The 17,004-nt window shown below is 41.1% G+C and carries 18 protein-coding genes and 3 tRNA genes; 9 read left to right on the forward strand and 12 right to left on the reverse strand.

The window, feature by feature from the left end:
• Nucleotides 1-40 precede the first annotated feature (40 nt).
• The 10 genes from DW103_RS02270 to prmC all read right to left on the reverse strand — a co-directional run bounded on the left by DW103_RS02270 (nt 41) and on the right by prmC (nt 5,450).
• A tRNA-Gly gene (locus DW103_RS02270) sits at nt 41-113 on the reverse strand.
• Nucleotides 114-124: 11 nt separating this feature from the next.
• A tRNA-Leu gene (locus DW103_RS02275) sits at nt 125-212 on the reverse strand.
• A gap of 21 nt (nt 213-233) precedes the next feature.
• A tRNA-Gly gene (locus DW103_RS02280) sits at nt 234-306 on the reverse strand.
• A gap of 94 nt (nt 307-400) precedes the next feature.
• Nucleotides 401-835 carry a hypothetical protein gene (locus DW103_RS02285; protein ID WP_122274050.1) on the reverse strand — a complete coding sequence of 145 codons (435 nt, stop codon included), beginning with the start codon at nt 833-835 and terminating at the stop codon, nt 401-403.
• Between the two features lie 5 nt (nt 836-840).
• Nucleotides 841-2,181, reverse strand: a complete 1,341-nt coding sequence (gene argH, locus DW103_RS02290; protein ID WP_122274051.1) for an argininosuccinate lyase — start codon at nt 2,179-2,181, stop codon at nt 841-843.
• Between the two features lie 107 nt (nt 2,182-2,288).
• A complete protein-coding gene (locus DW103_RS02295) occupies nt 2,289-2,699 on the reverse strand; it encodes an SRPBCC family protein (protein ID WP_122274052.1) in 411 nt (136 codons plus the stop codon).
• A 10-nt stretch (nt 2,700-2,709) separates the two neighbouring features.
• A complete protein-coding gene (pyrE, locus tag DW103_RS02300) occupies nt 2,710-3,348 on the reverse strand; it encodes an orotate phosphoribosyltransferase (RefSeq protein WP_122274053.1) in 639 nt (212 codons plus the stop codon).
• Between the two features lie 92 nt (nt 3,349-3,440).
• Nucleotides 3,441-4,133 (reverse strand): ComF family protein, encoded by a 693-nt coding sequence (locus DW103_RS02305; protein WP_122274054.1) that lies wholly within the window; start codon nt 4,131-4,133, stop codon nt 3,441-3,443.
• Nucleotides 4,114-4,605, reverse strand: coding sequence for a regulatory protein RecX (locus DW103_RS02310; RefSeq protein ID WP_122274055.1), 492 nt, complete (start codon nt 4,603-4,605; stop codon nt 4,114-4,116). The genes DW103_RS02305 and DW103_RS02310 overlap by 20 nt, the downstream gene beginning before the upstream one ends.
• Nucleotides 4,602-5,450 (reverse strand): peptide chain release factor N(5)-glutamine methyltransferase, encoded by an 849-nt coding sequence (gene prmC, locus DW103_RS02315; RefSeq protein WP_122274056.1) that lies wholly within the window; start codon nt 5,448-5,450, stop codon nt 4,602-4,604. Before prmC ends, DW103_RS02310 begins: the two co-directional genes overlap by 4 nt.
• A 93-nt stretch (nt 5,451-5,543) precedes the next feature.
• Between prmC and ribD the strand changes: the two genes are divergently transcribed.
• From ribD to murI, 8 genes are all read left to right on the forward strand, one after another.
• Nucleotides 5,544-6,593: a bifunctional diaminohydroxyphosphoribosylaminopyrimidine deaminase/5-amino-6-(5-phosphoribosylamino)uracil reductase RibD gene (gene ribD, locus DW103_RS02320; protein WP_122274057.1), complete on the forward strand. Its 1,050-nt coding sequence runs from the start codon at nt 5,544-5,546 to the stop codon at nt 6,591-6,593.
• Between the two features lie 246 nt (nt 6,594-6,839).
• The gene (locus DW103_RS02325) at nt 6,840-8,225 is read left to right on the forward strand and encodes a DUF6242 domain-containing protein (RefSeq protein ID WP_122274271.1); all 1,386 of its coding nucleotides are present in this window, start codon (nt 6,840-6,842) and stop codon (nt 8,223-8,225) included.
• A gap of 81 nt (nt 8,226-8,306) precedes the next feature.
• Nucleotides 8,307-9,026 (forward strand): DUF6089 family protein, encoded by a 720-nt coding sequence (locus tag DW103_RS02330; RefSeq protein ID WP_122274058.1) that lies wholly within the window; start codon nt 8,307-8,309, stop codon nt 9,024-9,026.
• A gap of 7 nt (nt 9,027-9,033) precedes the next feature.
• Nucleotides 9,034-9,777 carry an isoprenyl transferase gene (locus DW103_RS02335; RefSeq protein ID WP_122274059.1) on the forward strand — a complete coding sequence of 248 codons (744 nt, stop codon included), beginning with the start codon at nt 9,034-9,036 and terminating at the stop codon, nt 9,775-9,777.
• 14 nt (nt 9,778-9,791) lie between these two features.
• Nucleotides 9,792-12,467 carry an outer membrane protein assembly factor BamA gene (gene bamA, locus DW103_RS02340; protein ID WP_122274060.1) on the forward strand — a complete coding sequence of 892 codons (2,676 nt, stop codon included), beginning with the start codon at nt 9,792-9,794 and terminating at the stop codon, nt 12,465-12,467.
• Nucleotides 12,468-12,673: 206 nt separating this feature from the next.
• Nucleotides 12,674-13,189 (forward strand): OmpH family outer membrane protein, encoded by a 516-nt coding sequence (locus tag DW103_RS02345; protein WP_122274061.1) that lies wholly within the window; start codon nt 12,674-12,676, stop codon nt 13,187-13,189.
• A 73-nt stretch (nt 13,190-13,262) separates the two neighbouring features.
• Nucleotides 13,263-13,760: an OmpH family outer membrane protein gene (locus DW103_RS02350; protein ID WP_122274062.1), complete on the forward strand. Its 498-nt coding sequence runs from the start codon at nt 13,263-13,265 to the stop codon at nt 13,758-13,760.
• A gap of 96 nt (nt 13,761-13,856) precedes the next feature.
• A complete protein-coding gene (gene murI / locus DW103_RS02355) occupies nt 13,857-14,690 on the forward strand; it encodes a glutamate racemase (protein ID WP_122274063.1) in 834 nt (277 codons plus the stop codon).
• On the opposite strand, the gene DW103_RS02360 is transcribed toward murI, so the two are convergent.
• Complete coding sequence (locus DW103_RS02360) at nt 14,687-15,061, reverse strand: YccF domain-containing protein (protein WP_122274064.1); 375 nt, start codon at nt 15,059-15,061, stop codon at nt 14,687-14,689. The genes murI and DW103_RS02360 overlap by 4 nt on opposite strands.
• A 16-nt stretch (nt 15,062-15,077) precedes the next feature.
• Entirely contained in the window at nt 15,078-16,325 is a 1,248-nt protein-coding gene (locus DW103_RS02365; protein ID WP_122274065.1) for a M23 family metallopeptidase, read from the reverse strand.
• 249 nt (nt 16,326-16,574) lie between these two features.
• Here DW103_RS02365 and DW103_RS02370 point away from each other — a divergent pair, with 249 nt between their 5' ends.
• Entirely contained in the window at nt 16,575-17,000 is a 426-nt protein-coding gene (locus DW103_RS02370; RefSeq protein ID WP_122274066.1) for an META domain-containing protein, read from the forward strand.
• Nucleotides 17,001-17,004: the final 4 nt, after the last annotated feature.

Raw genomic sequence — 17,004 nt, forward strand, 5'->3', positions numbered from 1 at the left:
GCCCCGATATTGCAAGCAATACCGAGGCCTTTTGGAAGCGAGCGGAAGACGGGACTCGAACCCGCGACCCTAACCTTGGCAAGGTTATGCTCTACCAACTGAGCTACTTCCGCAAAATGTAATATGGTACTCGAAGCGGGACTTGAACCCGCACAGCCGCAATGGCCAAAGGATTTTAAGTCCTTCGTGTCTACCGATTCCACCATTCGAGCATCCCTTTCTCCTAAGAGATGAGCGGAAGACGGGACTCGAACCCGCGACCCTAACCTTGGCAAGGTTATGCTCTACCAACTGAGCTACTTCCGCGTTGTTGCATTGTTTTCGTTTGCGTGTGCAAAGGTAGATGTTTTTTTTATTTCTGCAAATAATTGATTAAAAAAGTTCAGCGACACATTCTGTTTTAGTTCTGAATGAGTAACTCCTGTCCTAATGAAGTGACGTTGTATCTTTGTAACGCATATTCGGATACACCTTCTACCGGAGCACCGGTTCCATATCCTATATCGTAGACTGTCCCGCATTTCGGACATTTGGCTTTTCCGGTGTTGTCGGGAACGATACGGTTGGTTTTGGAGGCTTCGTGCGGGCAACATAAATCATACGCATAATATACGTTGTCGAAACCGCATACAACCAGTACTCCGGAATAACCGACATACTCGCCTGCCTTACGTGGTGCTGTGAATTCTTTATGATTTAAAGTACCTACGAGGTCTTTATCTTCATATCGTAAATCGATTCTTAAATAGACTCTGGAAGGCGGAATATTCGTCTTGATTGTCTTTGTACAAGAGCATGCCAACAATATCAGGAAGCAAGTCAGAAATCGTTTCATTGTATTTATTCGGATAAGAGCCTTTTTTCGGCTTCGTTTATTGAATCAAACGAGAAACCATCCACTATATTTTGCATCAGGGCGGAAATCTTATCATTACATAAATTCCCGATACTGCCTTCGTGCGTATGATGAACTTCCTTAACCGGGACAAATTGGCCGGCTTCGATATTCAGTCCCACCTGCTTGTAAGCGTCGCGGAACGGAACTCCTTCCAATACGAGACGGTTTACTTCTTCCACACTGAAAAGAAGGGCATATTTGTCGTCTTCCAATATATGTTCGTTTACTTTTACCTCCCTCATCATGTGCGTGACCATGCGCAGGCAATCTTTCAATTCATCGAACGAAGGCAGGAATATTTCCTTGATAATTTGCAAATCACGGAAATAACCGGAAGGCAAGTTGTTACTTATTAAAATGATTTGCTGGGGAAGTCCCTGTATTTTATTGCATTTGGCACGAGTAAGTTCAAACACGTCCGGATTCTTTTTATGCGGCATAATGCTGGAGCCGGTTGTGAATTGGTCCGGTAGTTTGATGAAACCGAAATTCTGACTATTGAACATGCAGGCATCGAATGCGAGTTTAGACAGCGTAGCTGCTATACCGGCCATGGCAAAAGCGACGGTACGTTCCATTTTCCCTCTTCCCATCTGGGCATAGACAACGTTGTAATCGAGCGAATCGAACCCTAACAAATCCGTTGTCATCTGGCGATTCAACGGGAAAGACGAGCCATATCCGGCGGCAGAGCCAAGCGGATTGCGGTTGCAAACCTTATAAGCGGCTTGCATAAGTTGCAAATCATCTGCAAGACTTTCGGCATAAGCACCGAACCATAGTCCGAAAGAGGATGGCATAGCTATTTGCAAATGGGTATATCCCGGAAGTAATGTGTCTTTGTGGCGGCTGCTTTGTGAAATTAAAACATCGAATAAGTCGGATACAAGGTGTACGATTTCCTGTATTTCAGCGCGGGTGAAAAGCTTCAAGTCCAGTAGAACCTGGTCATTACGCGAACGTCCGCTGTGTATCTTTTTTCCGGTATCGCCCAGTCGACGGGTGAGCATTAGTTCCACTTCCGAGTGAACATCTTCCACTCCCTCTTCAATTACAAATTGCCCGTTATCGGCAATCGTATAGATGTTTCTCAGTTCGGTTAACAGGAGTGTTAATTCCTCTTTTGTCAGCAGTCCGATACTTTCGAGCATGGTGATGTGGGCCATCGAACCCAATACATCATACTTTGCCAAGTATAAATCCATTTCGCGGTCTTTGCCGACGGTAAAGGTTTCCACCTCCTTATCTACCTGAACATTTTTTTCCCAAAGTTTCTGAGCCATTTTTAGTGATTTGTAGTTAGTCGTTAGTAGCTGGTAGTTAGTAGGATAGGTTGATGAGCTGTTTAATCGTAGTTGTTAACTACCAACTACCAGCTACCAACTACTTGTTAATAAGGCAATGATGCCAATACTGTAGAGATTTTGTCGATAGCATCCTGCAGAGGTTTTGATACCATCGGTTTGATAAACGGATTCAAATCGGCACGAACGGTCATCTTCATCCGTGTATCGTTTTCTTCCATTTGCTTCAATTGTATCCACAGAAACAATGGAATAGGAGAATTAGTCGTGGTGAACTTAATCGTCTTGTTTGGTTCACGCTCGACTATTTCAAAAGTTATTTTACCGACCGGTGCAACTGAAAAACTGCAAGAATCTTTATCGAACTCAAAATCTTTGATTTTGTCTTCGGGAATTTTATCCCGGACCTTCTCCAAATTGGAAAGGTCGGACAACATATTAAAGATACGATCCTCATTGAAGGGGATCGTCTTTACTTCACTCACAAAATCTGTCATTCCGTACGAATTATGCTTCAGGGTTCCAGTTTGCCGGATTTTTGCGCCATTCTTGCAAAACGGCTATTTCCGATTGATCAATATAATTGGTACGTAGAGCTTCTTCCAAAACAGCATCGTAGTTACTCAATGTTGTCAGCGTAACTTTTGCTTCTTTGAATGCTTCTACGGCAACAGGAAAACCGTATGTGAAAATAGCGACCATGCCTACGACATCACAACCGAAATTGCGAACGGCCTGTACAGCTTTCAGACTGCTACCGCCGGTAGAAACCAAATCTTCAACGATTACAACTTTTGAACCCGGCTTCAATTCTCCTTCAATTAAGTTTTCCAGTCCGTGATCTTTTGGCGTTGAACGGATGTATACGAACGGCAGGCCTAATAGGTCGGCAACCAATGCCCCTTGAGCAATCGCTCCGGTTGCAACACCGGCAATAGCATCTGCGTTTTCATACTTTTCACTAATCGTACGTGCCAGTTCCAATTTGATGAAACTTCTGATTTCCGGGTAGGAAAGCGTCTTTCTGTTATCATTGTAGATGGGAGATTTCCATCCGGAAGCCCAAGTGAAAGGATTGGCAGGCTGCAATTTTACGGCCTTAATCTTTAATAATCTCTCTGCTACTAATCTTTCCAGTGTTTTCATACAACCTAATAATGTGTTTATATCAGTCTGCAAAAATAGCTAAAGGTTATGAGATAACCTTGCAGTTCTTGAAAAAAAATGCGGGATTATATTTAACTATGTGTAATGGCTAAACTTAGTATGCTAACCTTGATTCGAGAGATTGTGAGAAGCTTTTCCGCACAGGAACCGAGCGTGGAGCCAGTGGTGATAACGTCGTCTATCAGCAGGACATGTTTCCCTTGTATCTCTTTGTCTTGTACAAGGGAGAATATATCTTGTACGTTTTTCCAGCGTTCGTAAATCATCTTGTTTGTTTGTGTTTCTGTTTTTTTCAAACGGCGGACAGATAGGGTATCAACAGGAATATTTAATACGGAATGGATGCCTTTGGCTATCCATTCCGATTGATTGTAGCCACGCTTTCGCTGTTTATCAGGATGTAGCGGGACCGGAATTAGGACATCGACAGATTCGAATAAACCATTTTTTTGTAAATATAATGCGGCCATGCGTCCCATATAAAAAGCTAATTCTTTGTTGTCGTAGTATTTCAGGGAGTGAATGAGTCGCTGTACATGTCCGCCTTTTTCGTAATAGAGGAGGGCTGAAGCCTTGTTTATTGCAACTTTCCCCCTGAATAAGAAGGATACAGGATTATTCTCGTTGTCGGAAAACCGGGTATAAGGTAAATGGCACAAACAATGGAGGCAAATGTGTTCTTCCCCTTTTGTGAGGGGAAGTTTGCATAGCATACACAAACGGGGAAAAAACAAACTGAGTAAATCATTCAAAATCGTCATCATACCCGTTTCCTTTGAAAAGTTGTTTCAGACAATAGAGTGCTTCACGGCTTTCAAAACCACGTCCGGCTGCGAAACGAAGTAGTTTTCCATAAACGTCACGTTCATTTTTTCCGTGTATGCTTTTTATTTTACTTTTCAGCAGGGATAGCAGGATTTCCTGATATTCCGTTTCGTTAATATCGGATAAAGCATTCGAACGGACAACTGCCGGAATATTCTTTTTTTGCAGTTCGTAATTGATTTTGATGCGTCCCCATTTATTGAAACGAAGCTTGTCGTTTACAAAGCACCGGCTGTACCGGTTTTCGTCAATAAACTTTTCTTTGAGAAGCCGGGCAATGATACGTTCATTTTCTTCTTTTGACAAGCCGGCTGCTTCCAGTTTTTTTTCGACATCCAGTATACAGCGTTCGGCTGTGGAGCAATAAGCTGCGGCTCGATGGAGCATTTCCTGTTCGTTTGCTTGTTTCATAGTTGTGCTTTTACAATGCGGTCCTTTCCCGAAAGGTCTTGCAGCAGTTCTATATTTTTGTATCCTTCGTTTCGTAACATGTCTACCGTAGCATTTCCACACTGGGCATTGATTTCGAAATACAGGCGTCCGTTCCGTTTTAATTTCTTCTTTCCGAATTTGGCTATGTGGCGATAGAAAAGTAGCGGATCTTTATCCGGGACGAACAGGGCTGAATGAGGCTCGTATTTTAATACATTGTCTTCCATATCCCTCTTTTCGCTTTCTTTTATATAAGGAGGATTACTCACTATTGTATCGAAAAGAAAAGGAATATCGGCTTCTGCCTTTGCCGGAGAGAGTATGTCGGTGTGGATAAACGTGACAGTCACGCCGTTGCGTTTGGCGTTTCTACGTGCGGTATTTAGTGCTTCTTTCGAAATGTCCATAGCGAATAATTCCGCATTTTTTAAATGTTTGCCTAATGCGATGGCGATACAGCCGCTACCTGTCCCGATGTCCAGAATTTTCCCTTGTTGCTTTTCATGATCGATAATAACCTGTTCGACTAGTTCTTCTGTTTCCGGACGTGGAATCAGAACGTGAGGATTGACCTCGAATTCGAGACTGTAAAAGTCGGCTACTCCCAAAATGTATTGCAGCGGTTCCGATTGTTTCAAATGTTCCACAATCATTCTGATTCTTTCTTTTTCCTGCTCCGACAATATTTTTTCTTTACAAAAGAAATAGATGTGAGGCGGAATGCCGCATATACGTTCCATAATCAAACGGGTCATGCTGCTGATTTCACTTTTAGGATATATATCTTTCAGGGAGCTGCTTATGTAGGCAATGGTCTCAGTCATGCTATATAATTTTAAGGCAAAGATAGGAGTTTCGTAGTTAAGCACAAACTATTTCTTGTATCTTTGTCTGGCAGAATCCATTAAAGAACGATTATGATTGAGGTGGAAGAGAAATATATGGCCCGCTGTTTTGAGCTGGCTCGTAGGGGAGAAGGCGATACGGCTCCCAACCCGATGGTCGGTGCGGTTATTGTACATGACGGCAAAATTATAGGAGAAGGTTATCACCGGAAGTACGGGGAAGCTCATGCTGAGGTGAATGCAATTACTTCCGTTAAAAATGAAGCTTTATTGTCTGATTCTACGATTTATGTCAGTCTGGAACCTTGTAGCCATTACGGTAAAACACCTCCCTGTGCGGAACTAATCATCCGAAAAGGCATTCCCCGTGTAGTGGTAGGAAGTCCGGACCCTTTTCCCGAAGTCTCCGGTCGCGGGATACAAATGTTGCTCGATGCAGGTGTGGAGGTTGTCACAGGTGTAATGGAAAAAGAGGCTGTCGAACTGAATGCGGCTTTTATGACTTTCCAGCGTTTGAAACGTCCTTATATCTATTTGAAATGGGCGCAGAGCCTGGACGGCTTCTTGGATAAGGCGCGGGAGGATGCGCAGACTCCGGCAACCGTCCTTTCTTCTCCGGCAACACTTCGCCATGTACATCATTTGCGTACCAAAGCGGCGGCAATCATGGTGGGGACACGTACGGCGCTCTTGGATAATCCTTCTCTTACAGTACGGCATTGGGTCGGAAATTCGCCTGTCCGTGTGTTGCTGGACAGGGAATTGCGTGTCCCGTCCGGCTATCATTTGATGGATGGCACTGTACGGACACTTGTTTTTACAGCTTGTGATGCCGAAAATCGTCCGAATGTAGAATATGTTACGATTGATTTTAGCCATGATGTACTGCCTCAAGTACTTCATCAATTATATGTACGTAAGCTGAATTCTTTGTTGGTTGAAGGAGGTTCCCAATTGTTGGAAAGTTTTTTGCAAGCGGGATTGTGGGATGAAATATGTGTGGAGACTGCCCCCGTGCTTCTTTGCTCCGGAATAGAAGCTCCCGTTATCTCCGGTTGTCCTTACGATTTAAAAAATCATAACGGGCATCTTCTACAAACGTACCGACAAAAACTTCATTAAACGATGTTGAATGAAAGAAACATAATTGTTGTAACAAAGAAAGATAATTGTGCTTTTTGAATTCAATATATGTTGAAAGTATAATTTCACGTAATGAAATGGGAAAAACAATCGTAGGAAGTGGTGTGATTCATACGACATATTTATGGATAAGCAACTAAAATATTATAAATATTCCCCCTTATGAGGTATAAAGCAAAAAATGTTTCTACTTTTGTGCCTTTATATGCAACAAACTTATTTTTGATGAAAAAGAAATTAGTACTGTTTATAACCGGATGTTTTGTCTTTTTGTTGTCTTCCTGTCTAGGATCAAACGAAATAGACTATGAGTTGAGTAAAGATTGTCAGATTCTAACTTTTTCTTTATCGAGCGACTCTGTTCCCGAGTTGAAGAATGTTGTATTTACAATCGATCAGATTAATGGGCTTATTTTTAATGCGGATTCTATGCCTTATGGTACGGAACTAAAAGATAAAGTCATTTGTACCGTGAATTTGGCTACTACAGTATGGGGGTGCCAGGTGATACAGGAAGCGATAGGTGATACAATTTCTTGGAATTTGCAGGATTCACTGGATTTTAGCAAGCCGGTGCAGTTTATTAATACACTTTGGGATGGCGAAACTACCAAAAAGTATACCGCACAATTAAATATCCATCAGGTTGTTCCGGACTCGATGGTTTGGACTGTTTATTCTGAAAATATTGCGGGTGAAGCAATAAAGGAAGAAAAAACAATTGTTTTTGGCGAAGAGGGTTCCGCGTTCTATTATATGTATATGCAGCCGGTTAATGCAAGTAAGGGATATTTGTTGTATCGTTCCGCTGTTTCGGATGGCAGGAATTGGGAGCCATTGTCACTGACCGGACTTCCTGCTGACAATCTCCGCTTGTCGCAAATTGATGAATATGAAGGAAATTTATATGTTATTACAACCGACGGACTTCTTTACCGCTCCGCAAACGGGACGGATTGGACGCTTGTAGAAGGAGCGCCTTCGATAAAAACATTATTAGGCAGTATTAAAGTAAGTGATGACTTTACTGGTTCGGGGAAACAACAATCGGCTATGGCAGCCATTGTCGACCAGAATGGTGTTGCTACTTTTGCCCGCATGGATAAGTCGATGGAATGGAAATCAGGAAATACAGTGAGTGCCGGTTTCCCTATGAGCGGTTTTGGAAATGTTTCATACAATTCTATGTTTCGCGCTTATCTGATGGTTGTAGCAGGAAGGACGGAAAATAATTCACTGACCAATACGGTTTGGGGAACAAGTGATGGTCTTGTCTGGGCTAACTTTACAGATGAAGAAACTGAAACTTTTTCTGTACGCGAAGGTGTATCGGTAATCCAGTATGACAACCGAATGTTTATGGTTGGAGGAATTGATGCGGCCGGTAAGGCTTCTTCTGAAATTTATATGTCGCAGGATTACGGTGTGACTTGGAATTTGTCGGATACACTGACAGTTATGCCTCCTGAATTTAAGGCACGTGGATATGCATCTATTTATGTAGATAAAGATAATTATATGTATCTTTTCGGTGGAAAAGAAACAACAAGTTCGAATGTTTTGGATCAAATCTGGCGCGGTCGTATAAATCGTCTGGGTTTTAAAGATTAGGAAAGTTCATGTAAAACAGTATAATTTTATGAGGCTTTTAGCGTTAGAAAAGGAAGGTGTAGTAATATAACAGCAAAGATTATGACTTCAACTTTCTTTCAACGCATATTCATTTTCATACTGTTTGCCGGTTTTATCGGCAATGTACGTGCGCAGGAATATAAATATGAAATAGGCGGAATGGCCGGCGGAGCTTATTATATGGGCGACGTTAATAAAAATACTCCCTTTAAAGGGCTAAACCCGGCATTAGGAGCGATATTCCGCTACAACCCGAATTTCAGATGGGCCTTTAAGGCAAATTTGATGTGGGGACAAGTTTCCGGCAGTACGGACGGACAGAAAAATGTTTTTCCGAACAATGCACAAGTTTCTTTCAGCCGTAGTCTGATAGAGCTAGGTGGTCAAATGGAATTTAACTTTTTTCCGTATAGCGATAAATTTGCTTATGCAAATGCAAAGCGTTTTTCGCCTTATGTATTCTTCGGTTTGGGAGTGACAGTCGCTCCGGGTAGTGGGAATACGTTTGCCGGTCCGAATATACCGTTGGGAGTTGGTATTAAATATAAGATGAAGAACCGGATTAATCTGGGATGCGAGTTCTCGTTTCGTAAGCTGTTTGGTGATGGTTTAGACGTGACGGACGATAGTAATTCCATATTGAATGATCCGTATCATATGAAAAGCAGTTTTCTAAAGAATAAAGATTGGTATTCTTTTCTGCTGCTTTCTGTCACGTGGGATTTTGGTCCTCGGAACAGACCTTGTAATAGTATAAATAGTAACAGTAGTTACAGATGAAAACACTATGTCGTTGATTGAAAAAATAGACAAGGAACGTTTGCCGCAACATGTGGCGATTATTATGGATGGTAACGGGCGCTGGGCCAAAGCAAAGGGGAAAGACCGTAGCTTCGGGCATCAGGAAGGGGTCGTTTCTGTCCGTAAGATAGTGGAAGCGGCTACCGTATTAGGTTTGAAATATTTGACGCTATACACGTTTTCTACCGAAAATTGGAATCGTCCGGAAGCGGAAGTTCAGGCTTTGATGAGTTTGCTGGTTACGGCTATTCATCGTGAAACGCCTGATTTGATGAAAAATAATGTTCGTCTGATGGCTATCGGTAATCTTGACCGTTTGCCGGTTGATGCGCATGCTACTTTGATGGAATGTATCGCACAGACTTCTGTCAATACGGGTACAACGCTTGTATTGGCGTTGAGTTATTCTGCCCGTTGGGAAATTGTAGAAGCCGTGAAACAGCTTGCGGAAGAAGTGCAGTCAAAGAAAATCCACCCCAACGATATAACCGAGGCTGTAGTCTCGGAACACCTGTCTACCAGAGGTATTCCCGATCCGGATTTGTTAATACGTACCGGGGGAGAAAAACGTATCAGTAATTTCCTTTTATGGCAATTATCGTATGCGGAATTCTTTTTTACCGATGTGTATTGGCCCGATTTCAGAGAAGAAGAGTTGTATGGAGCTATATTGTATTACCAACAGCGTGAACGGCGTTTCGGTAAGACAAGTGAGCAAATAATCTTATAAACAATAGCTGTTATATGTACAAAAGAATAGTGCTGTTTTTGATTTTTCTGGGTGCCGCCTGTGGTATTTACGCCCAGGAAACTGACACTACAAAGGTTGAGGAACCGGCAGAAGTGCCGGTCATTTCGTATTCTTTATCTCCTAAAAAGTATAAGATTGCTGATATTAAAGTAACGGGGGTTAAGGATTATGATGATTTCGTGTTGATAACTTTTTCCGGCTTATCGGTGGGTGATGAGGTCACCATTCCCGGAATGGATATTACAGCAGCAGTAAGGCGTTTCTGGAAACACGGATTGTTCTCAGACGTGAAGATATTGGCAACCAAGATTGAAGACGACAAAGTTTGGTTGGAAATTCAGTTGAAGCAACGTCCCCGTATTTCGCAGGTAAACTATCGCGGTATTAAAAAGGGTGAAAGGGAAGACCTTGAAGCCAAATTAGGATTGCGAAAAGGATATCAGATTACTCCGAATGTGATGGACAGGGCGAAAACGCTTATCCAGAAATATTTTGATGGCAAAGGGTTTAAGAATGTAGATGTTGATATCGTCCAGAAGGATGATGTATCGCACGAAGGTGAAGTAATCGTCGATATTAATATCGATAAGAATGAAAAGACCAAAATTCACAGAATCCACTTTGAAGGAAATAAGGCTTTGTCTGCACGCGACTTGAAAAAGGCGATGAAGAAGACAAATGAAAAGTTCAGTTTTTATAATGACTGGAAATCAAGTATCCGTGAAGCTTTCAGCACTAAGAAGTTTACAACTGAAGAATATGAAAATGATAAAAAGAATATTATATCCAAATACAACGAACATGGTTATCGCGATGCTGTACTGATTGAAGACAGTATTGTGAACTATGATAAGAAAAAAGTGGATATTTTCTTGAAATTGGAGGAAGGTGACAAATATTATCTGAAGGATATTTCTTTTGTCGGTAATACACAATATCCGACTGAGCAGTTGCAGCAATTGTTGGATATGAAACCTGGTGATGTTTATAACCAGAAGAAGCTGAATGAACGGTTAATTACGGACGAAAGTGCTGTTTCCAATCTATACTATAATAACGGTTACATCTTTTTTGGTGCTGACCCGGTTGAAGTGGATGTCGATAATGACTCGATTTCATTGGAAATACGTGTTCAGGAAGGTCCGCAGGCAACCATTAATAAAGTTATAATAAACGGTAACGACCGGCTGTATGAAGATATTGTCCGTCGTGAACTCCGAACGAAGCCAGGCATGTTGTTCAGTCGTGATGATTTGATGCGTTCAACTCGTGAGATTGCTCAAATGGGGCATTTCGACCCGGAAAACTTGGTTCCGCAACCAATACCTAATGCTGAAAACGGAACAGTTGATATTCAGTATAATTTGGTTTCGAAAGCAAACGACCAGATTGAATTCTCTGCAGGTTGGGGACAGACAGGTGTGATTGGTAAGTTGAGTTTGAAGTTTACGAACTTTTCCATGAAGAATTTGTTGAACCCGAAGACCTATAAAGGTATAATTCCACAGGGTGAAGGACAGACACTGACGTTGAGCGGTCAGACAAACGGACGTTACTATCAGGCTTACAGTATTTCATTTATGGACCCTTGGTTTGGAGGTAAACGACCGAATACCTTGTCGGTAAGTGCATATTTCTCCAAGCAAACGGATATCAGTAGTAATTATTTAAATAATAACAGTTACTACAATAACTATTATGGAGGTTATCCTTATTATAGTGGTTATGGTTACGGTAATTATGGTTACGGTTATGGTTATGGTGGCAATTACGGCAATTATGAATTAGCTTATGACCCGGATAAGTCCATTATGATGTTCGGTCTTGCTGCCGGTTACGGTAAACGTTTGAACTGGCCGGATGACTACTTCCAGTTTATGGCAACATTGAATTATCAGTTGTATATGATGAAAGACTGGGATTATTTCTTGGTAAATAATGGTAACTGTCATAATATCAACCTCGAATTGATGTTGCAACGTAATTCTATTGACAATCCGTTGTATACACGTTACGGTTCTCAATTCTTACTCTCTGTTGCCGCAACTCCTCCTTGGTCGTTGTGGGATGGTAAAGATTATAAGAATATGAACGATCAGGATCCGGATAAGTTCAAATTGATAGAATATCATAAATGGAAATTTAAAGCGAAGATATTTTCTCCGCTGGCCCCTCTGACAGTAAAACGCACACCGGTATTAATGACACGTGTTGAGTACGGTTTCTTGGGGTCTTACAACAAATATAAGAAATCTCCGTTCGAAACCTTCTATATGGGTGGTGATGGTATGAGTGGTTATTCCAGTACTTATGCAACTGAAACGATTGGTTTGAGAGGTTACGAAAACGGTAGTATTGCAGGTAATGGCGGATACAATTCTTATGGTTATGCTTATTCCCGTTTGGCAATGGAATTGCGTTATCCGTTCTTGTTGGAACCGTCGTCAACTATTTATGGCTTGGTATTTGTGGAAGCAGGTAATGCTTGGAGAGACCTGAAAGATTTCAATCCTTTCCAGTTGAAACGTTCGGCCGGTGTTGGTGTTCGTATTTTCCTTCCGATGATTGGTCTGATGGGTATCGACTGGGCTTATGGTTTCGATCGTCCTGACGGAAGCGGTCAACGAGGCGGCAGTAACTTCCACTTTATTATCGGCCAGGAATTTTAAGAGTTTGAAAATAAATGATAGATGGACAATCGGATGAAAGTTCCGGTTGTCCGTTTTTTATAATGAGTGGCTTGATTTTTGTTATTACTCTCTTTCTCAAGTCTGTTAAATTGTTAATCCACTATTATTAAAATTCAATTTTCGATTTTCAATCCCCAATTCTTTTATATTTGCAGTCAGAAGGTAAAACTAATAGAATAATGTGTATGAAAAAGATTATTGCCTTAAGTTGTTTGCTGCTTCTTTGTTCGTTTGCAGCATCAGCTCAAAAATTCGCATTGATAGATATGGAGTATATCCTGAAGAATATTCCAGCTTATGAAATGATGAACGAACAGTTGAGTCAGGTTTCTAAGAAATGGCAGAATGAAGTGGAAGCCATTCAGCAGGAAGCCCAGAATATGTATAAAACCTACCAGAGCGATTTGGTATTTCTTTCTGCCGAAATGAAGACGAAGCGTGAGGAAGAGATTGTTCAGAAAGAACAGGAAGCCCAGGATTTGAAACGTAAATATTTTGGTCCTGACGGTGAATTATATAAAAAACGTGCGAGTCTGATAAAACCGATACATGATGAGATTTATAATGCTGTGAAAGAAATATCCGAAGATAAAGGGTATCAGCTAGTCATGGATCGAGCTTCCGACGCGAGTATAATTTATGCTTCTCCTAAAATAGATATAAGCGATGAAGTGCTTATAAAGTTAGGATATTCAAAATAAATGCTTACATTTGTGCGCTTTAATATAAGCAAGTTGGAAATTGATTAATAACAAAGTAATATTTTATAGAAAAATGAAGAAACTGATTGTTTTATTGTTAATGATGCTCCCGTTTGGAGTTTTTGCTCAGGAAGGTAAGATTGCTATTGTAAATAGCCAGGAAATCCTCACTATCATGCCTGAATTCACCAGTATGCAGAAAGCATTGCAGGATTTGGATGCTAAATACAAACAGGAGATGAAAGTTATAAATGATGAATACGAAAGAAAATATGCCGATTTTATTGCTCAGCAGGATTCATTAACAGAGAATATTAAGATGAGAAGAATGCAGGAGTTGTCAGACCTGCAAGAACGTTCAAATAATTTTGTTCAAGTTGCACAACAGGAATTTGGAAAAAAACAGCAAGAGTTGTTTGCCCCGATTCAGGAGAAACTGAGAGATGCCATTAAGGCTGTAGGCGATGAAAAAGGTTATACTTACATTCTGGACCCACAAGCTGTCCTTTATACAGGTAATGCGGCTGTTGATGCTACTCCCTTTGTAAAAGCGAAATTAGGTTTGAATTAGTGCCTTGTAAGATATAAGATAAAGGATGCTTTTCGTGGAAAGGCATCCTTTGTTGTCTATATAAATGTGGATTATTGAATAAAAATATTTTCAGATATGTTTCCTCAGACTCCAGGCCCTATTGGCATTTTCGACTCCGGATATGGCGGTTTGACCATCTTTGATAAAATTCGGAAAACAATGCCTGATTACGATTATATCTATCTGGGAGATAATGCGCGTACACCTTATGGTCCTCGTTCCTTTGAAGTAGTTTATCGCTTTACTCGTCAGGCGGTAGAAAAGCTCTTTAACGAAGGTTGCCAAATGGTTATACTGGCTTGCAATACCGCTTCTGCAAAAGCTTTACGCACTATTCAGCAGCGGGACCTGCCTGGATGGGATCCGCAACGACGTGTATTGGGGGTCATTCGTCCTACTGTGGAGTTGATGGACCGGCTCAGTATTAGTAAACATGTCGGAATTTTGGGAACGACCGGAACTATTTCGTCCGGTTCTTATTCGATGGAAATAGAAAAAATGTTCCCGCATATCAAGGTGACTGGAGAAGCTTGTCCGATGTGGGTCCCTTTGGTTGAAAATAACGAATTTGCCTCTCCGGGTGCGGATTATTTTGTAAAAAGAAATATTGAACATCTTCTGGCGGTTGATCCGAAAATAGATACAATAGTACTGGGCTGCACGCATTATCCGCTGCTGATTGATAAAATTAAATCATTTTTGCCTGCCGGCATAAAGATTCTTGCGCAGGGAGAATATGTAGCAGCCAGCTTGAAGGACTATCTATATAGGCATCCGGAAATGAATGCCCGTTTAACCCGTAACAATCATTGCCGTTTTCTTACAACAGAGTCGGCGGAGAAATTTTCTGAAACAGCATCTGTTTTTCTCAGTCGTCCGGTGGAAGTAGAACAGATTTCGATTGATTAGTTGTTTTCAATCTTTTTCCCGAATGGAGTCAGAGCTAATGCTGCCATTTTGAAATGCTGTCTGCCGAAAGGAATACCAATCAGGGTAATGCACAACAAAATACCGAAGAACAGGTGAGTCAAACATATCCAGAAGCCTCCGAGAAATATCCAGATAACATTCATGACCAAGCAGAGGCAACCTCCCGAATTCCCGTTGTCTGTTACCCGACTCCCGAATGGCCATAAAGCAAGCATTGCCAGTTTAAGTGTTTGAAGCCCGAAAGGAATCCCGATAATTGTTATCATCAGCAGTAAACTGGAAATGATGTATTCCAATGCTGTAATCAGCCCGCCGAATATCAGCCAGATAATATTTCCTAAAAATCTCATATCCGATATTATTATGTTAATTTTTAAATTGCTTCATACTGTCTAATTCTGCCAAAACTGTTTGCTTGACAATAGCAAAGCTATCTCTCAGTTCCGTTTTGACCGGTAAGGAAGGGGGAGCTTCCATCTGTAGAGGATTAATAGGTTGTCCATTTTTGTAAACTCGGAAATCCAGATGAGGTCCAGTCGATAATCCGGTCGAACCCACATAACCGATAACCTGTCCCTGTTTGATATGACTACCCACCTCGATACCTTTGGCATAACGACTTAAATGCATATAAGAAGTCGTATAGGTCGAGTTGTGCTTTACTTTCAGCGTATTACCTCCTCCTCCGGCATAACCTTTGGCAATGATGGTCCCATCTCCGATACTTTTGACCTCCGTACCGACTGGAGCAGCATAGTCGACTCCATGATGCGCACGATAACGTTTTAATATCGGATGAAAGCGGGCATTGGAGAAACGGGAAGTGATACGGATGAAATCCAACGGAGCTTTTAAGAAAGCTTTGCGGAGGCTGTTTCCGTCCGAATCAAAATATTCGAATACACTATCTTGTGTAAAAGGAATAGCAACAAAATCTTTACCCTGGTGGGTGAATATTGCTCCTTCGATGGAGCTTATATTTAAAGCAGTAGTATCATCGATGTAAGCTACATTATACAGTACTTGATACGAATCTCCCTCTTTTACATCGAAAAAGTCAATCTGCCAAGCATATATGTCGGATAATTTGAGGGCTAACAGAGGATTTGCTCCACTGGCTTTGATGACATTCCATAAGGAAGAATTGAGCGTACCTTCGGCATATTGTTTTTTCAAAGTAATTGGTTTACTGAAGTTGTATGCCTGAATCGTATCGCTGGTGAGATTGATTACAGCATAATCAGTAAGCGATTTAGCAAAAGCTATGTAACGGATGCAAGCAAGACTGTCTTGTGTTGTAAATGTATAATAATGCATTCCTGCACGTAATTTAGTGGGATCCAGTACGGAGACCGATGCTTTTGTTATACTGTCTGCTTTTATAGCTGAAAAGCCCAGTCCGGCAAAAATAGAGGCAGGGTTGTCTCCGTTCTTCATCATGTATTCCTGAACATCCAGTGAGTCGATACAGATACCGTATTGGTAAACGTGCTGTAAGCTGTCTATCCATTCGCTGTCTACCTCTTCTTCCACCTCTTGTTTGACATGATGAGTACAGGAGATACAGGCAATAAATCCGGCCAGTAATATATAGAATACAGATTTGTTGTTCATTCCGATGATAACTGTTGATATGAGTATGGTTGCTACAATAACAACTATTTGCAAACTTACGGAAAATAAAGTAAAGATGAAAAATAAAATGCATGAATGCTTTCCTGCTTTAACCATCGGCGAAGGTAAAAAAGGAAGAGGTGTTATGCTGAAGTGTTAATGTTAACTAAATATCGAAGATGCCGGGAACAATTCTTCCATATTTAACGTCTTATTTTTACAAGTGATAATTCTAAATAAAAGAAGAATATGAAAAAAGTAATTTTGTATGTATTGATGATTCCGGTGTTTGTAGGTATTTTGTTTTCATGTGGTGAAGCAAAGACTGATGCCAAGAAGTTGGAAGGTAAATGGGATATAATAGAAGTAAAAGGCGAAAAGATATTGAAAGAGGGATTACCTCAGATGGAGTTCGATATGTCTGAAAACAAACTGCATGGCAATGCCGGCTGTAATATATTTAATACGACAATAACCCTTGATGACAAGGATATCTCTTCCATTACGATTAACCCGGCGGCAACTACGATGATGGCATGCCCGGATATGGCTACGGAAGATGCTATTCTGAAAGCAATGGGAGATGTCAAAGCTGTTAAAGCCGGAAAGTCGGAGAATGAAATGTTGCTGGTAGATAGTGACGAGAATGTCTTGTTGGTATTATCAAAAAATTAATTAT

Source organism: Parabacteroides sp. AM08-6 (assembly GCF_003473295.1).
Taxonomy (GTDB): Bacteria; Bacteroidota; Bacteroidia; order Bacteroidales; family Tannerellaceae; genus Parabacteroides.

What these genes read in the sequence shown, in the direction of transcription:
- DW103_RS02285 (WP_122274050.1), bottom strand. Translation starts at nt 835, where the DNA reads ATGAAACGATTTCTGACTTGCTTCCTGATATTGTTGGCATGCTCTTGT.
- argH (WP_122274051.1), bottom strand. Translation starts at nt 2,181, where the DNA reads ATGGCTCAGAAACTTTGGGAAAAAAATGTTCAGGTAGATAAGGAGGTG.
- DW103_RS02295 (WP_122274052.1), bottom strand. Translation starts at nt 2,699, where the DNA reads ATGACAGATTTTGTGAGTGAAGTAAAGACGATCCCCTTCAATGAGGAT.
- pyrE (WP_122274053.1), bottom strand. Translation starts at nt 3,348, where the DNA reads ATGAAAACACTGGAAAGATTAGTAGCAGAGAGATTATTAAAGATTAAG.
- DW103_RS02305 (WP_122274054.1), bottom strand. Translation starts at nt 4,133, where the DNA reads ATGATGACGATTTTGAATGATTTACTCAGTTTGTTTTTTCCCCGTTTG.
- DW103_RS02310 (WP_122274055.1), bottom strand. Translation starts at nt 4,605, where the DNA reads ATGAAACAAGCAAACGAACAGGAAATGCTCCATCGAGCCGCAGCTTAT.
- prmC (WP_122274056.1), bottom strand. Translation starts at nt 5,450, where the DNA reads ATGACTGAGACCATTGCCTACATAAGCAGCTCCCTGAAAGATATATAT.
- ribD (WP_122274057.1), top strand. Translation starts at nt 5,544, where the DNA reads ATGATTGAGGTGGAAGAGAAATATATGGCCCGCTGTTTTGAGCTGGCT.
- DW103_RS02325 (WP_122274271.1), top strand. Translation starts at nt 6,840, where the DNA reads ATGAAAAAGAAATTAGTACTGTTTATAACCGGATGTTTTGTCTTTTTG.
- DW103_RS02330 (WP_122274058.1), top strand. Translation starts at nt 8,307, where the DNA reads ATGACTTCAACTTTCTTTCAACGCATATTCATTTTCATACTGTTTGCC.
- DW103_RS02335 (WP_122274059.1), top strand. Translation starts at nt 9,034, where the DNA reads ATGTCGTTGATTGAAAAAATAGACAAGGAACGTTTGCCGCAACATGTG.
- bamA (WP_122274060.1), top strand. Translation starts at nt 9,792, where the DNA reads ATGTACAAAAGAATAGTGCTGTTTTTGATTTTTCTGGGTGCCGCCTGT.
- DW103_RS02345 (WP_122274061.1), top strand. Translation starts at nt 12,674, where the DNA reads ATGAAAAAGATTATTGCCTTAAGTTGTTTGCTGCTTCTTTGTTCGTTT.
- DW103_RS02350 (WP_122274062.1), top strand. Translation starts at nt 13,263, where the DNA reads ATGAAGAAACTGATTGTTTTATTGTTAATGATGCTCCCGTTTGGAGTT.
- murI (WP_122274063.1), top strand. Translation starts at nt 13,857, where the DNA reads ATGTTTCCTCAGACTCCAGGCCCTATTGGCATTTTCGACTCCGGATAT.
- DW103_RS02360 (WP_122274064.1), bottom strand. Translation starts at nt 15,061, where the DNA reads ATGAGATTTTTAGGAAATATTATCTGGCTGATATTCGGCGGGCTGATT.
- DW103_RS02365 (WP_122274065.1), bottom strand. Translation starts at nt 16,325, where the DNA reads ATGAACAACAAATCTGTATTCTATATATTACTGGCCGGATTTATTGCC.
- DW103_RS02370 (WP_122274066.1), top strand. Translation starts at nt 16,575, where the DNA reads ATGAAAAAAGTAATTTTGTATGTATTGATGATTCCGGTGTTTGTAGGT.